At 69.9% G+C, this 15972-nt stretch carries 14 protein-coding genes; 7 read left to right on the forward strand and 7 right to left on the reverse strand.

Features of this window, described 5'->3' with window-relative positions:
* The first annotated feature begins 103 nt into the window (after window positions 1-103).
* From DIE21_RS08265 to DIE21_RS08285, 5 genes are read left to right on the forward strand one after another with little or no spacing between them, the layout of a single operon-like run.
* A complete protein-coding gene (locus tag DIE21_RS08265) occupies window positions 104-2383 on the forward strand; it encodes a TonB-dependent hemoglobin/transferrin/lactoferrin family receptor (protein WP_124497235.1) in 2280 nt (759 codons plus the stop codon).
* Between the two features lie 49 nt (window positions 2384-2432).
* Entirely contained in the window at window positions 2433-3524 is a 1092-nt protein-coding gene (locus DIE21_RS08270) for a hemin-degrading factor (RefSeq protein WP_124497236.1), read from the forward strand.
* Window positions 3521-4429, forward strand: coding sequence for a hemin ABC transporter substrate-binding protein (locus DIE21_RS08275; protein WP_124497237.1), 909 nt, complete (start codon window positions 3521-3523; stop codon window positions 4427-4429). The genes DIE21_RS08270 and DIE21_RS08275 overlap by 4 nt, the downstream gene beginning before the upstream one ends.
* A gap of 15 nt (window positions 4430-4444) precedes the next feature.
* The gene (locus DIE21_RS08280) at window positions 4445-5533 is read left to right on the forward strand and encodes an iron ABC transporter permease (RefSeq protein WP_124497238.1); all 1089 of its coding nucleotides are present in this window, start codon (window positions 4445-4447) and stop codon (window positions 5531-5533) included.
* A gap of 18 nt (window positions 5534-5551) precedes the next feature.
* Complete coding sequence (locus DIE21_RS08285) at window positions 5552-6382, forward strand: heme ABC transporter ATP-binding protein (protein WP_124497239.1); 831 nt, start codon at window positions 5552-5554, stop codon at window positions 6380-6382.
* Window positions 6383-6519: 137 nt separating this feature from the next.
* Here the strand turns inward: DIE21_RS08285 and DIE21_RS08290 are convergent, their stop codons facing one another.
* Together DIE21_RS08290 and DIE21_RS08295 are read right to left on the reverse strand one after the other, a co-directional pair.
* Window positions 6520-7131, reverse strand: coding sequence for a trimeric intracellular cation channel family protein (locus tag DIE21_RS08290; protein WP_124497240.1), 612 nt, complete (start codon window positions 7129-7131; stop codon window positions 6520-6522).
* Between the two features lie 8 nt (window positions 7132-7139).
* Window positions 7140-9260 carry a penicillin-binding protein 1A gene (locus tag DIE21_RS08295; protein WP_124497241.1) on the reverse strand — a complete coding sequence of 707 codons (2121 nt, stop codon included), beginning with the start codon at window positions 9258-9260 and terminating at the stop codon, window positions 7140-7142.
* A 237-nt stretch (window positions 9261-9497) separates the two neighbouring features.
* Between DIE21_RS08295 and DIE21_RS08300 the strand changes: the two genes are divergently transcribed.
* On the forward strand, window positions 9498-10292 hold the full coding sequence (locus tag DIE21_RS08300) for an aminoglycoside phosphotransferase family protein (RefSeq protein ID WP_124497242.1): 795 nt from the start codon (window positions 9498-9500) through the stop codon (window positions 10290-10292).
* A gap of 97 nt (window positions 10293-10389) precedes the next feature.
* Here DIE21_RS08300 and DIE21_RS08305 read toward each other — a convergent pair whose 3' ends face one another.
* The 5 genes from DIE21_RS08305 to DIE21_RS08325 all read right to left on the reverse strand — a co-directional run bounded on the left by DIE21_RS08305 (window position 10390) and on the right by DIE21_RS08325 (window position 14438).
* Window positions 10390-11226, reverse strand: coding sequence for a bifunctional allantoicase/(S)-ureidoglycine aminohydrolase (locus tag DIE21_RS08305; protein WP_124497243.1), 837 nt, complete (start codon window positions 11224-11226; stop codon window positions 10390-10392).
* A 730-nt stretch (window positions 11227-11956) separates the two neighbouring features.
* Complete coding sequence (locus DIE21_RS08315; RefSeq protein ID WP_124497245.1) at window positions 11957-12397, reverse strand: hypothetical protein; 441 nt, start codon at window positions 12395-12397, stop codon at window positions 11957-11959.
* Between the two features lie 378 nt (window positions 12398-12775).
* On the reverse strand, window positions 12776-13435 hold the full coding sequence (locus DIE21_RS08320; protein WP_124497246.1) for an isoprenylcysteine carboxylmethyltransferase family protein: 660 nt from the start codon (window positions 13433-13435) through the stop codon (window positions 12776-12778).
* Window positions 13436-13598: 163 nt separating this feature from the next.
* Entirely contained in the window at window positions 13599-13763 is a 165-nt protein-coding gene (locus DIE21_RS37130; protein ID WP_014900893.1) for a hypothetical protein, read from the reverse strand.
* Window positions 13764-14018: 255 nt separating this feature from the next.
* A complete protein-coding gene (locus tag DIE21_RS08325; protein WP_124497247.1) occupies window positions 14019-14438 on the reverse strand; it encodes an HIT family protein in 420 nt (139 codons plus the stop codon).
* A gap of 288 nt (window positions 14439-14726) precedes the next feature.
* On the opposite strand from DIE21_RS08325, the gene DIE21_RS08330 reads away from it, so the two are divergent.
* Complete coding sequence (locus DIE21_RS08330; RefSeq protein ID WP_185640661.1) at window positions 14727-15905, forward strand: hypothetical protein; 1179 nt, start codon at window positions 14727-14729, stop codon at window positions 15903-15905.
* Window positions 15906-15972: the final 67 nt, after the last annotated feature.

Raw genomic sequence — 15972 nt, forward strand, 5'->3', positions numbered from 1 at the left:
TTTCAATTCGCCGTTCGCCGCCTGTCGCGCGCGAACGGGCCAGCCAGGTGAACGCGTCACCCAGCCAGCCTTCGGGCTAGTCATCGTCAATGGGAGACCACCTGTGCATTGCTATCCGCTGGCGCGGCGGCCGATCTGCGCCGCGCTGTTCGGCGCGTTCGGCCTGTCCGCCGCCCCGGCTTACGCCGATTCGTCGCCGCAAGGCGCCAACCCGCCACCTGCCGTCCTGACCACCGCCGCCGCGTCCACGCGCGGCGATGCGGCACTGCTCGACCCCGTCACCGTCACGGCCACCCGTACCGCCACCGCCGCGAGCCGCACGGCCGCGTCCGTGTCGGTGATCACCGACGACGATCTCGAGGAACAGCAGGCCACCCACATCAAGGACGCGTTGCGCTACGAGCCGGGCGTCACGGTGCGCCGCACCGCGTACCGCCCCGGCAGCGCCGCGCTCGGCGGCGGCCGCGACGGCGATTCGAGCATCAACATCCGCGGCCTCGAAGGTAATCGCGTGCTGCTGATGGAAGACGGGATCCGCCTGCCGAGCGCGTTCTCGTTCGGGCCGCTCGAAGCCGGCCGCGGCGACTACGCGGATCTCGACACGCTCAAGCGCATCGAGATCCTGCGCGGGCCGGCGTCGGCGCTGTACGGCAGCGACGGGCTGACCGGCGCGGTGAACTTCATCACGAAGGATCCGCGCGACCTGCTGTCGATCTACGGCAAGCCCACCTACTTCTCGTTCCGGCCGAGCTACGACTCGGCCGACCGCAGCGTCGGCGCGACGGTGTCGGCCGCGGGCGGCAACGACCGCGTGCAGGGGATGATCATCGCCGACGGCCGGCGCGGCCACGAGGTCGACACGCGCGGCGGCAACAACTCGGCGAGCACGCTGCGCACGACGTCGAACCCGCAGGACGTCTACTCGGAATCGCTGCTCGGCAAGCTCGTGCTGACGCCCACCGCGCGCGACACGATCAGGTTCACCGCCGAAACCGTGCAGCGCCGCGTGAGCACCGACGTGCTGTCGGCCATCAACCCGCCCGCCACGCTCGGCCTCACGACGAACGACCGCCTCGAGCGCAACCGCTTCAGCGTCGACTACGATTTCCGCGACGATGCATTCCGCTGGTTCCAGACCGCACACGTGCAGTTCTACTACCAGGACGCGAAGCAGGACCAGTACGCGTTCGAGACGCGCGGCAGGCAGCCTTCGCGGTCGCGTGACAACCAGTACAAGGAACGCACGTTCGGCGGCTCCGCGTTCGCCGAAAGTGGCTTCGCGACCGGCCCGTTCGCGCACAAGCTGCTGTATGGCGTCGACGGCAGCGTGTCGCGCGTGACGAACATGCGCGACGGCACGGTGCCGGGCGTCGGCGAAGCGTTCCCGAACAAGGCATTCCCCGACACCGACTACACGCTGTTCGGCGCGTTCCTGCAGGACCAGATCAGCTACGGCCGCCTGCTCGTCACGCCGGGGCTGCGCTTCGACACGTACCGGCTGAGCCCGACCGAAAACGATCCGCTGTTCACCGGCAAGGCCGTGTCGACGAGCGCGAACGAGCTGTCGCCGCGCGTCGCCGTGCTCTACGAGATCACGCCCGCCGTGATCCCGTACGTGCAATACGCGCACGGCTTCCGCGCGCCGACGCCCGATCAGGTGAACAGCAGCTTCTCGAACCCGGTGTACGGCTACACGTCGATCGGCAATCCGAACCTGAAGCCCGAGACGAGCGACACGTTCGAAGCGGGCCTGCGCGGCAAGGCCGGCACCGGCTACGGCGTCGTGCGCTATAGCGCGGCCGCGTTCACCGGCCGCTACCGCAACTTCATCTCGCGCACGACGATCGCCGGCAGCGGCCGCCCGGCCGACCCGTTCGTGTTCCAGTACGTGAACTTCGCAGACGCGCGCATCCACGGCCTCGAAGGCCGCGCCGAATGGGCGATGCCGAACGGCATCACGCTGAAGACGGCGCTGGCGTTCACGAAGGGCTCGACGCAGAACGATGGCGCGGCAAGCCAGCCGCTCGACACGGTCAACCCGTTCTCGGCCGTGTTCGGCGTGCGCTACGAGCCCGGCGAGCGCTGGTTCGTGCAGGCCGACCTGCTGTTCCAGGCCGCGAAGCGCGACAAGGACATCCCGGCCGGCGCGTGCCCAGGGGCTAAAACGTCGTGCTTCGCGCCGCCGTCGTCGCTCGTCGTCGACCTGCGTGGCGGCTACCGCTTCAACAAGCACGTGAGCGCGACGATCGGCATCCGCAACCTGTTCGACCGCAAATACTGGAACTGGTCGGACGTGCGCGGCCTCGCGTCCGATGCGCAGGTGCTCGACGCGTATACGTCGTCCGGCCGCACCGTCGCCGTCAGCATGAAAGTGGATTTCTGATGCGCGCCGCCCGCGCTGCCACCCCAACCGTTACTTGAAGGAGTCCGACATGATGCATTCCGCCGTTCCCGGTCATCCGGCCACGCCGGCCCGCGCGCCCGCCGCATTGCGCGACGCGTTCGTCAAGCTCAAGACCGAGCGCCAGCTGCGCAACCGCGACGTCGCGCAGGCGCTCGGCGTCAGCGAAGGCGAAGCGCTCGCCGCGTTCGCCGGCGAACACGTGGTGCGGCTCGACGCGCGCTTTCCGGCGATGTTCGAGGAAATGCCGCGCCTCGGCCGCGTGATGGCGCTCACGCGCAACGACACGGCCGTCCACGAGAAGGACGGCGAATACGCGCAGATGAGCCACGACGGCCCGGTCGGCCTCGCGCTCGGCGACATCGACCTGCGCATCTTCTACCGTCACTGGGCGTCCGCGTTCGCGGTGCGCGACGATACCGCGCACGGTCCGCTGAAGAGCCTGCAGTTCTTCGACGCGCAAGGCCACGCGATCCACAAGGTCTATCTGCGCGCGCACAGCGATCACGCGGCGTACGACGCGTTCGTCGAACGCTGGCGCGCGGCGTCGCAGGAGCCGGGGCTCGACGTCGTGCCCGCCGCACCGAAAACGCCCGAGCGCGCCGACACCGAAATCGACGTCGCGGGTTTTCGCGCCGCGTGGGACGCGATGACCGACACGCACCAGTTCTTCGGCATCACGCAGCGCTTCGGCGTGAGCCGCATGCAGGCGCTGCGCCTCGCCGATCCGCAATACGCGTATCCGGTCGAAGCGGCGCGCGCACTGCGCCACGTGCTCGAACGGGCCGCGCAGAGCGGCCAGCCGATCATGGTGTTCGTCGGCAACGCGGGGATGATCCAGATCCACACGGGCCCTGTCGCGAACGTGCGCGAGGTCGGCGCGTGGATCAACGTGCTCGATCCGGGCTTCAACCTGCACGTGCGCGAGGACCTGATCGCCGCCGCGTGGGTCGTGAAGAAGCCGACGAGTGACGGCATCGTCACGTCGCTCGAACTGTTCGACCGCCAGGGCGACCACGTCGCGCTGCTGTTCGGCGAGCGCAAGCCCGGCAAGCCCGAGCGCGACGACTGGCGCGCGCTCGTCGCGACGCTGCCGGCGGCCGCGCACGGAGACGCGCGGTGAGCGCGCGATCGTTCGATCCGGCGCGCCGCGTCGTGCTGGCGAGCGCGGTCGCCGGTGCGCTCGCGGGCGCGCTGCCCGGCCGCGCGCTGGCGCAGGCTGCCCCCCAGCGCGTCGTCGTGATCGGCGGCGCGCTCGCGGAAACGGCATTCGCACTCGGCGGCGCCGAGACGCGCGGCTACCGGCTCGTCGGCGCCGATACGACCTGCACGTATCCCGACGCCGCGAAGCGCCTGCCGAAGGTCGGCTACCAGCGCGCGCTGTCGGCCGAAGGCCTGCTGTCGCTGCGTCCCGACCTCGTGCTCGCGTCGGCGGAAGCCGGCCCGCCCACCGCGATCGCGCAGGTGAAAAGCGCCGGCGTCACGGTGACGACCTTCGACGAGCGCCACGACGTCGACTCGGTGCGCGCGAAGATCACCGGCGTCGCGCAGGCGCTCGGCGTGCGTGATGCGGGCACCGCGCTGTTGCAGCGCTTCGACCGCGACTGGCAGGCCGCGCGCGATACGGTCGCCGCACGCGTACCCGGCGGCGCGCAGCCGCCGCGCGTGCTGTTCGTGCTGAACCACACCGGCAACCAGGCGCTCGTCGCCGGCCAGCGCACGGCCGCCGACGCGATGATCCGCTACGCGGGCGCGCGCAACGCGATGCAGGGCTTCGATCACTACAAGCCACTGACGACCGAGGCGCTCGCCGCCGCCGCGCCTGACGTCGTGCTGATCTCCGACGAAGGGCTGGCGGCCGTCGGCGGACGCGCCGCGCTGCTCGCCGCGCCCGGTTTCGGCGCGACGCCGGCCGGCCGCGCGCAGCGTGTCGTCGCGCTCGACGCGCTGCTCCTGCTCGGCTTCGGCCCGCGCCTGCCGCTCGCCGTCACGACCCTGCACCGGCGCCTGTCGGATGCGCTCGCCTGATTCCGGATCGTCACGATGCCCGCTCACGCCTCGTCCTTTCCTGCCCCGTCGCCCGCCGCTCGCCTCGGCGCCGCACGCATCGGCACGTCGCGCCGCCATGCGCCGCTCGCGCTGGCCATGCTGGCGCTCCTCGTCGGCGCAATGTCCGTCGTCGCGCTGTGCGTCGGCGCGTATCGCATTCCGCTCGCGGAGGCGTGGGCCGCGCTGACCGGGGAAACTGCCGCGCAGCAAGCGCGCGCCGTGCTGTTCGACATCCGCGCGCCGCGCGTCGCGCTGGCGCTGCTGGTCGGCGGCGGCTTCGGCGCGGCCGGCGCCGCGATGCAGGCGCTGTTCCGCAATCCGCTCGCCGATCCGGGGCTCGTCGGCGTATCGAGCGGCGCGGCGCTCGGCGCGACGACGACGATCGTGCTCGGCCCCGCGCTGTTCGCCGCGCACGTGCATGCGGCCGCGTTACCCGTTGCCGCGTTCGCCGGCGCACTCGCGGTCGCCGCGCTCGTCTATCGGCTCGCCGCGTCGCGCGGCCGCCTCGCGCTGCCGCTGCTGCTGCTCGCCGGTATCGCGATCAATGCGCTGGTCGGCGCGGCGATCGGGCTGCTCACGTTCGTCGCCGACGATGCGCAGTTGCGCTCGCTGACGTTCTGGAGCCTCGGCAGCCTCGGCGGCGCGCAATGGTCCGCGCTGGCGGCCGTCGCGCCGTGCGTCGCGATCGGCTGCGTGCTGCTCGCGCGCGAACGCGATGCGCTGAATGCGCTGCAGCTCGGCGATACCGAAGCGCTGCACCTCGGCGTGCCGGTGCAGCGGCTCAAGCGCCGTGTGCTCGTCGCGGTCGCGCTCGCGGTCGGTGCGCTCGTGTCGTGTGCGGGCATCATTGGCTTCATCGGGCTCGTCGCGCCGCACTGCGTGCGCCTCGCGTGCGGCCCCGACCAGCGGGTCGTGCTGCCCGGCGCCGCGCTGCTCGGTGCGCTGCTGACGCTCGCGGCCGATCTCGCCGCGCGCACGATCGCCGCGCCCGCCGAGATTCCGCTCGGCGTGCTGACCGCGCTGCTCGGCGCGCCGTTCTTTCTCGCGCTGCTGTGGAAAAGCCGCGGCGCGCTCGGCGGCTGACCCTTCACTCCACTCATCATGCTGACCGCCCATCATCTCGACGTCGCCCGCCGGCACCACGCCGTGCTTCGCAACCTGTCGCTGTCGATCGAACCCGGCCGCGTGACCGCGCTGCTCGGCCGCAACGGCGCGGGCAAAAGCACGCTGCTCAAGACCTTCGCGGGCGAACTGACCGGCAGCGTCGCGCCGAACGGCGTGCGCGTGACCGGCGACATCACGCTGAACGGCGAGCCGCTCACGCGCATCGATGCGCCGCGCCTCGCGTGCCTGCGCGCCGTGCTGCCGCAGGCCGCGCAGCCGGCGTTTCCGTTCAGCGTCGACGAGATCGTGCTGCTCGGCCGCTATCCGCATGCGCGGCGCGGCGGCGCGCGGCACGTGATCGCGCACCGCGATCGCGACATCGCGTGGCAGGCGCTCGAGCGCGCGGGCGCCGACGCGCTCGTCGGCCGCGATGTGACGACATTGTCGGGCGGTGAGCTCGCCCGCGTGCAGTTCGCGCGCGTGCTCGCGCAGCTGTGGCCGGACGACGACGCGCTAAAAACGCTCCCGCGCTACCTGCTGCTCGACGAGCCGACCGCCGCGCTCGATCTCGCGCATCAGCACCGGCTGCTCGATACCGTGCGCACGGTCGCGCGTGAATGGCGACTCGGCGTGCTCGCGATCGTCCACGATCCGAACCTCGCCGCGCGGCACGCGGATACGATCGCGATGCTCGCGGATGGCACGATCGTCGCGCATGGCGCGCCGCGCGACGTGATGACGCCCGCCCATATCGCGCGGTGCTACGGGTTCGCGGTAAAGATGGTCGAAACCGGCGACGGTGCGCCGCCGGTGATGGTGCCCGCGTAGCGCACGCGCCCCACGGACGTCGCATCGTTCGATATCCCGCGTTGCCTTGCCGATAACCGCCGATTCCCCTGGCCGATCCGGAAGGCGACGCCTTTCAGGTGATGCAGCCGGACTGAATCGCGGCGCGCGGGCCGCGCTCAATGCCCGACATCCGCCGCGCCGAAGGTCCGCATCTTCCATCCGAGCCGCACGGCAAGCATCCGCATCGTGAAGCCCGCCGCCAGCGCGACTGCCGTCGCGAACCCGGCGTCGATGCCGAGATGCTGGATCCCGACATACAGCGCGCCCGTGACGAACGCGACGCTCGCGTAGAGCTCCTCGCGCAGGATCAGCGGCATCTCGTTGCACAGCAGGTCGCGCAGCATCCCGCCGCACACGCCGGTGATCGCACCGGCCAGCACGACGATGATCGGCGCCGTGCCCGTCGACGCGCCGACGTCGCAGCCGATGATCGTAAACGCCGCAAGGCCGATCGCGTCGACCGTGACGAACAGCGTCTTCATGCGCGCGACGTGCCGCGCGGCCCACGACGCGACGGTCGCCGCGGCCAGCGTGATCACGAGGTACCCGGGATGCGCGATCCAGCCGAGCGGATAGTGACCGAGCAGCACATCGCGCACGGTGCCGCCGCCGAGCGCGGTCACCGCGCCGACGAGCGCGAGCCCGAAGCGGTCCATCCCGCGCCGCATGCCCATCAGCGCGCCCGACATCGCTTCCGCGACGATCGCGATCAGATAAAGCGTATGCATCGCGCGCCTCAGTCTTCGGTACGAAACAGGTCGAGCACACGTTCGCGTTCGGCCGCATCGACGGCGGCGGGCACCGGCTCGTCGGGCTTGCCGTGCGCGTCCGGTGCATCGGACGCCGGCGCGCCGCCGCACGCGAAGCGGCTGCGGATGAACGGCGGCACGTCGGCCGCGCACGTGCCGCGCGTGTATTCGGCGTAGACGAAGTCGCCGTCGACGAGCGCGACATCTTGCGGCGGCGTTGCCTCGACCGGCGTACGTCCATCGACGGCCGTCTTCATGTAGTCGAGCCAGACCGGCAGCGCGAGCGTCGCGCCGGTCGCGCGCCCCAACGGGCGCGGCGTGTCGTAGCCGAGCCACGCGACCGCGACGATGCCCGACGAATAGCCGGCGAACCACACGTCCTTCGAGCCGTTCGACGTGCCGGTCTTGCCGGCCGCGTCGTCGCGGCGCAGCGCGAGCGCGCCGCGCGCGGTGCCGGCCTTCACGACGTCGCGCAGCATGCTGTCCATCACGAACGCGTTGCGCGCCGACACGACGCGTTCGCCGGCCGGCGCCGTGGCCTCGTACATCGCGCCGCCGTGACGCTGCTTCACCGACAGGATCAGGCGCGGCTCCATCCGCGTCCCGCCGTTCGCGAACACGCTGTATGCACTCGCCAGTTCGAGCGGTGTCACGGCGCCCGCGCCAAGTGCGAGCGGCAGCGACGCCGGATTGCGCTGCGCGTCGAAGCCGAAGTGCACCGCGTGCTGCTGCACGTAGCGCGCGTCGGCGGCCTGCATCAGGTTGACGGCAACAAGGTTCTTCGAACGCACGAGCCCGCGCCGCACCGCGATGAAGCCTTCGTAGCGGTTGCCGAAATTGCGCGGACGCCACGGCCGCGCGCCGGTTTCCGCACGCGTGAGCGTGCGCTGCGTATCGTCGACGAGCACGCCCGGGAAGTAGCCCTTCTCGAGCGCCGCCGAATAGACGAACGGCTTGAAGCTCGACCCCGGCTGGCGATACGCCTGCAATGCGTGGTCGAACACGTTGCGGTTGAAATCCGCGCCGCCGACGAGCGCGAGCATGTCGCCCGTCGCCGCATCCAGCGACACGAGCGCGCCTTCGAGCCCGTTGCGCGCATCGCGCTTCGCGGGCTGGCGGCGCAGCGTGCGCGCGAGTGCGGCTTCGGCCGCGCGCTGGTCGCGCATCGAGATCGTCGTGGTCACGTCGAGGCCGAGCGTGTAGGCGTCGTCGTGAAAGCGCTCGACCATCATCCGGCGCGCGCGTTCGGCAACGTACGGCGCGGCGACGATTCCCGGCGGCGGCGTGGTCGCGAGCGCGATCGGCGCGTCGGCGGCCGCACGATACGTCGCGTCGTCGAGCTCGCCGAGTGCATGCATGCGGCCGAGCACGTAGTTGCGTCGCGCGGTCGCGCGCGCCGGATTGACGACCGGGTTGAACGCCGACGGCGCCTTCGGCAGCCCGGCGAGCACGGCCGCTTCGCCCGCGCTCAGCGCGTCGAGCGGCTTGCCGAAATAGACGTGCGCGGCCGCCGCGAACCCATACGCGCGCTCGCCGAGATAGATTTCGTTCATGTACAGCTCGAGCAGCTTGTCCTTGCCGTATTCGCGTTCGAGCTTGATCGCCATCAGGATCTCGGCGAGCTTGCGGCTCAGCACCTTGTCACGTGTCAGGTAGAAGTTGCGTGCAACCTGCATCGTGATCGTGCTGCCGCCCTGCCCCGGCTGCCCGGTCACGACGTTCGCGAACGTCGCCCGCGCGAGGCCGCCGACATCGATCGCGCCGTGCTGGTAGAACTTCGCGTCCTCGGCCGCGAGCAGCGCCTGGCGCATCAGCGGCGGAATGCGTTCGAGCGGCACGAACTCGCGACGCTCGATGCCGTATTCGGCCAGAAGGTCGCCGTCGCGCGAGAAAACCCGCAGCGGCAGCGCGGGACGATAGACGGCGAGATGCTCGACCGACGGCAGCTGTGTCCAGATGCGATCGATCGTCCATGCGCCGATGCCCGCGCATGCGAGCGTCAGGCCGAGCACAGCGCCCGCGAGCGTGCGCCATCCACGGCGGCGCGGTGATGCGGGAGGTGGCGCCGGTGACGGTGACGGTGGCGGGTTGGCGGTGTGGTCGGTCATGCGGGCTCCTTCTTCAATGCGGCGACAGCGGGCGCTCGAGCGGCGCCCGTCGGTCACGGAAGGCGCGCATTGTCGAAGGGATGACGCGAAACCGGAACATTCTTTAGCCAAAGTTTGGCTGGCTAAATTTTATTAAGGAAAGCGCGCCGGCGCCGTTCACGCGCCGCGCGCGGGCTCGCGATGCGCGACCGGTCGAGGCGCACTGCGCGCAACGCGCTTCGCCTGTACCATCGCCTGATGTTCGATCGATACCTCGGCCTGTGGGGCCTCGTTCCCGACGGCGGTCCGATCCTCACCGCGAGCGGCGGCCTGCTGCCTGTCGTCTGGCACGCGCGACCTGCAATGCTGAAGGTCGCCACCTGCGACGAAGAGCGGCGCGGCAATGCGCTGATGACCTGGTGGAACGGGCATGGCGCCGCACAGGTCTGGCTGCACGACGGCGACGCGATCCTGCTCGAACGTGCGCAGCCCGCGCCGACGCTCGCCGGCTTTTCGGCATCGGGCCACGACGACGATGCGATACGCATCGCGTGCGACGTCGTCGCGCGGCTGCACGCGCATCGCGCACCGGCGCCGCCCGCAACCGTGCCTTTGCACGACTGGTTCTACGCGCTGCTGTCGCTCGGCACGGGCAACGACGTGCTGCGCCGCTCGGCAACGCGCGCCCACCAACTGCTGGCCGTGCCGCCCGTCGACGAAGTCGTCCTGCACGGCGACATCCATCACGACAACATTCTCCATTTCGGCGATCGCGGCTGGCGCGCGATCGACCCGAAAGGGCTGCGCGGCGAGCGTGCGTTCGACTACGCGAACCTGTTCTGCAATCCCGCGCACGACATCGCGGTCGACCCGGCGCGCTTCGAGCGTCGCGTCATGCTCGTCGCCGAGGCGGCGCAGCTCGACCGGCATCGGTTGCTGCAATGGATACACGCGTGGGCAGGCTTGTCCGCGGTCTGGCTGATGGAAGCCGAGCTGCCGCCCGATACGCGGCTGCAGGTTGCGGCACTCGCCGCAGCCGCACTCGGCGAATAGCACACGCGCTCACGCCGGCCGCATCGAACCACATCTCCAACAAAAAACCCGCCGGCTTGCACCGGCGGGCTTTCACATCCGACTGCTTCCTCGACGCTCAGCGCGCGGGATTCAGCGTCAGGTTCATGTGACGGTTCACATCCTTGTACAGCAGGTAGCGGAAGCGGCCAGGGCCGCCCGAATAGCATGCCTGCGGGCAGAACGCGCGCAGCCACATGAAGTCGCCCGCTTCCACCTCGACCCAGTCCTGGTTCAGGCGATAGACGGCCTTGCCTTCGAGCACGTACAGGCCGTGCTCCATCACGTGCGTCTCGGCGAACGGAATCACGCCGCCCGGCTCGAACGTCACGATGTTCACGTGCATGTCGTGACGCATGTCGCTCATGTCGACGAAGCGCGTCGTGACCCATGCGCCGTTGGTGCCCGGCATCGGGATCGGCTCGACGTCCTGCTCGTTGGTCACGAACGCTTCCGGCAGCGGAATGCCGTCGACGGCCTGATAGTGCTTGCGGATCCAGTGGAAACGCACGGCGGCATCGCTGACGTTGTGCAGCGTCCAGTCGGCGCCCGGCGGAATGAACGCGTAACCGCCCGGCTTCAGCGCATGCGTCTTGCCCTGCAGCGTCAGCTCGGCCTCGCCTTCGACGACGAACAGCACGGCTTCCGCGTTCTTGTCCTGCTCGGGCTTGTCGCTGCCGCCACCCGGGCTCACTTCGACGATGTATTGCGAGAAGGTTTCGGCGAAACCCGACAGCGGACGCGCGATCACCCACAGGCGCGTGCTGGTCCAGAACGGCAGCCAGCTCGTGACGATGTCGCGCATCACGCCCTTCGGAATGACCGCGTACGCCTCGGTGAACATCGCGCGATCGGTCAGCAGATCGGTCTGCGGCGGGTGGCCGCCATGCGGCGCGTAATACGTTGTCTTAGACATAAGGCATCCAGGCAATGGGTTGGTCCGGCCCCGGGTCGCAACGGCAGGCGCGGCACGCGCGTGGGGCACGCATGCGGCGGCGGGACATCGTTGCCGGGGTGGCTTGAAGGCGCGGGCGCCTTCATTCGGTCGGCCAGGCTTCGCGACGGGTCCGTCCGGTTCAGCGGGCGGGGCGACCCATGCTTGCGGGTCCGGCGGCCGGGCCGCGGACACTCGGGGTCATGCGGCGGGGCACGGGGGACCGCACGGTTCGATTCCGTACGCGGGCAGCGTTGACGATAGCGAAGTCGATCCTGATCGACCAATTAAATGTTGCGATGACATCCATTCGATTTCGCACTACCCGCCGGCGTCCGCGATGCCCGGTGCACGCGTGCCGCGGACGATCGGCGCATCAGGGAAATCCTGATGGCCGGACGGCATTCAGGGGCGCGGGAACGGTGGCGCGCCCGGTGCGCATCGATCAGCGATATCGAATGGTGTCGGCCAAACCTGCCCGGCTGCGTGTCGGTGCAACGGCGATGTGGTCTACCAGCGGGAAAGGTCAAGCGGGAGGGAGCGTGCCAACCCGTCGAGCGGGGCTGGGCATGAACTGCCGAAGGGGATGAAGGCCGCCGGTCCTGCCGGCGACGGCGGCCCGGCTGAGGCCGCCGGGCCGGCTGTCGGATCGGGTGCCGACGCGTCGGGCGCGCCGGTGCGCATACCGCGCACCGTGCCGCGCCCGCGGCGATCAGTCCCAGTCGCGGTGATGGCGATGCTTGCGGTGACGATAGCCGCGATCGCCACGATAGCCGCCGTCGTACGAGTTGCGCGACAGGTTGCCGCCGAGCGCCGCGCCGGCGCCACCGCCGACTGCCGCGCCCAGCAGGCCGCCCGTGCGGCCGCCCATCGCGTTGCCGGCCGCGGTACCCGCGCCGCCGCCGAGTGCGCCGCCGATGATCGCGCCGGTGCGCTCGTGACGGTTCGCCGTCACCGCGCCGCCCGCGCCGCCGCCGATCGCGCCGCCGATCACGGAGCCCGTGCTGCCGCCGACCGCGCCGCCGACCGCCGCGCCGGCGACCCCGCCGAGCGCGCCGCCAAGCGCGTTGTTCATGTCACCGGCCATCGCCGGCAATGCGGTCGCGCCGGTCAGCACGGCGACGACGAGAGTGGGGGCAATTTTCTTCCACATTCCCGTATTCTTCCTTGTTCGCAATCTGGTTATCGAAGGTCCGCTCGATACGTCGATCTGAACCGATCGGCGTCGATGCCGGCATTGTGCCGAATCCCGGACCAATTCATTTCAATGAGCTTGCGGCGAAGAATAGCACCGGTCGTGCCCCCTTGCCGTCGCCATTCTGGTAACAAGTTGTTTACCGGAAGCGGACTCGGAAAGGCTTGCCGAAACATCGTGCGAAGCCCGCCGGCAAAGGCGCCGGCGAGGATCGACCGACCGGGATGACCCGGCCGGAAGCGTCGGCATCGCGGGTTCGGACACAGGTGGCAACACATCCGCTCGCGTCGTGGGGCGGGAACCAGCCCGCCCCGCCCGTCCGAACGGGAACGAGGGTCAATACACGCCCGGAACCAGCCGCCAGGTGTGCGCGCAGTACGCGTCGTATTCGGCGCCGAATTGCGCGCGCAGCAGCGCTTCCTCGGAGCGGATGCGCGCGACGAGCGGGATCATCGTCAGCGCGACGAGCAGCAGCCCGACGCCCGAGCGGAACGCGAACGCCCAGCCGATCGCATTGACGAGCAGGCCGAGATAGCTCGGGTTGCGTATGCGGTGATAGATGCCGCTCGTCACCAACGTGTGGCCCGGCTGGATCGCGACGAGCCCGCTGAAGCGCTTGCCGAGCACGAACACGGGCCAGATGCGCAGCACGCCGCCGGCGGCATACAGCACGACGCCGATCCAGCGCACCGTGTCGCCGCCGAAGGTCCACACGTCGAGCCGGTCGGTCAGCGCGGGCAGATAGGCGAGCAGGAACCCGCTCACCGCGAAGGCCGCGAGCACCCAGCGGTTGTCGCGGTTCTCGCGTTCGCCGGCGCTCAGGTTGCCTTCGGTGAACAACGCGGCAACGGCCAGCGCGAGCGTCGCGACGGCAATGGCGGTCAGTTGCGGATGTGAGAAAAAGGCAGCGAACCCGCCGATGCCGAGCACGGCGAGCCCGAGATAGACGAGCGTGGAAACGCCCGACACGATTGCGACCTTGCGCGTCACGGCCATGGCTGCCTCGCCGGGGTGGGCTTTCCTGTGAAGTATAGGAGCCCGGGCGAGCGATGCGCAGGCGCGCCGTCATGCGGCGCGCGAATCGTCCTTGCGAGAAGCGGCGGCGCGTCGAACGACGTGGTCGATCGACGTGCGGGCGGCGCCCGCGCCCGCCGCGTGGTCAGCGGATGCGGAAGTTGCCGCCGATCCCGACACTGACGGGCGGTGCGTAATACGCGGGCGCATAGCCGTAGTAGGCCGGTGCGGGTGCGTAGCCGTAAGGCGGTGCGACGTAGCAGCCGGACAGGCCGGCGATCAGCGCAAACGTGATGAGAACTTTGTACATGGCTCGATTCCCGGCGAAGAGGACACATGACACCTTGCGAACGCCGGGCCGTCGCGACTTGCGACGGCCGGCACGAAAGGGGGACGCGCCCTTCCTGTCGCTCGATGAAGCAATGCGCGGAGTCTAGCGCCGGGGCAGCCGGGACGAGTTTCGCGCGCGGTTACACGTGTTACCGAGCGTGACCGCTGAAACAGATGCGAACGGCGTCGCGGTGCGCGCCCGCTGGCACCGACCGAACCACGCGCCGCGCACGCGTTACACGAAATGTGCGCGGATGCGCTGCGCGACCGATTCGAGCGTGCCCGCGTCGGCGATGTCGCGCGCATGCATCCGCAACTCGACGCCTTCCCAGCGCGGGATCACGTGGAAATGCACGTGCGGGACCGTCTGGCCCGCCGCCGCGCCGTTGAACTGGCCGATGAACACGCCGTCCGGCCCGAGCGCCGCGCGCACGGCCGCCGCGACGCGCTGCGTCATGCGGATGCCGGCCGCGGCCGCATCGCCGGACAGCTCGAAGATCTGCGCGGCCGGCTCCTTCGTGATCACGAGCACGTGACCGTCGGCCTGCGGCATGAGATCCATGATCGCGAGGGTCGCGTCGTCTTCGGCGACCTTCACGCACGGCAGTTCGCCGCGCAGGATCCTGGCGAACGGGTTGTTGTTGTCGTAGGACATGGCGTTTTCCGATTTTTCCGATTGCGGTTTGACTGGGAACGATGCCCGACGATTATCGGCCGACGGCGGTTCGGATTTCAACTTGTCAGGCCGTGTCGCCATGGCGGTGAACAATGCACGCCGGCTCGCGTGCGATGTCCGTCGACGAATGGAATATCCGGCCATCACGACGCGTTTACTCCGGGCGCAGGTTCGGGCCGCAAGACCGCGAACTCGCGCCGGACACCCGTCGGCTGCGCAGGCCGGCAGCCGGGATGACTGCTCGTGATCATCAACCGGAGTCATGCCATGGACCCTCTCCCTTCCTGTCGTTCACCCGCCCCGCCCGTCCTTGCCACTCACCTGCCGCTCTTTGCCCACGCCCGTCGCACGATGGCGCGCACGCTATGCCGCGCGGCTTGCGGTGCCGGGCTGGTTGCGTTGTCGTCGGCTTTCGCGTGGGCCGGCGGCAGCGACATCATCCTGCCGGTCGTCTCGTCGGTCACCGCGTCGACCGTGCCCGCCAACGGCGACCTCAACCCGTACGGCATCGCGTTCGTGCCGCGCGGCGTGCCGAACTGGAGCACGCTGAAACCAGGCGACGTCGTCGTGTCCAACTTCAACTCGGCGTCGAACGCGCAAGGCACCGGCACGACAATCGTGAAGCTGTCGCCCGGCAAAACGCCGGCAACGTTCTTCCAGGGCAGCAATCTCGGCCTGACGACCGCGCTCACGGTGCTGCGCAGCGGCTTCGTGCTGGTCGGCAACGTCCCCGCGCCTGACGGCAAGACCGTGGTCGCCCCGGGCTCGCTGCTCGTCATCGGGCCGCAAGGCAATCTGGTCACGCAACTGGTCAGCAACACGCTGCTCGACGGGCCCTGGGACATGACCGTGATCGATCACGGTCCGCGCGTGACCGCGTTCGTGTCGAACGTGCTGAACGGAACGGTCGCACGGATCGAACTGGCGATCGGCACCGACGGCGTCACGATGCTGCCAGGCTCGCGCATCATCGCGTCAGGCTACGTGAACCGGACCGATCCCAACGCCCTCGTCGTCGGCCCGACCGGCCTCGCGTACGACCCGAAAGTCGACGTCCTGTACGTCGCCTCCACCGGCGACAACGCGGTGTTCGCGATCCAGAACGCCGCGTCGACGAATCGCAACGGTGGCGTCGGACGGATGATCTACTTCGACGCGGCGCACCTGCACGGCCCGCTCGCCCTGGCGCTCGCGCCGAACGGCCATCTCGTGACCGCGAACGGCGACGCGGTCAACGCCGACCCGCTGCAACCGAGCGAGATCGTCGAATTCACGGTGGACGGGCGCTTCGTCGCGCAGATGCAGGTCGATACCGTGCCGGGCGCGGCATTCGGCCTCGCGTTCGGGCACGGCAGCAGAGGCCAGCCGCAGTTCGCGGCCGTCGACGACAACACGAATACCGCGACGGTCTGGACACTGCGCGTGGACGGCAACAACGCACCATGACGCACCACATGAACGGGCCGCATGCGGCCCGTTCGAACCTGCGCGAGCGACACATGCGATTCGCACA

Source organism: Burkholderia sp. Bp9140 (assembly GCF_003853425.1).
Classification (GTDB): domain Bacteria; phylum Pseudomonadota; class Gammaproteobacteria; order Burkholderiales; family Burkholderiaceae; genus Burkholderia.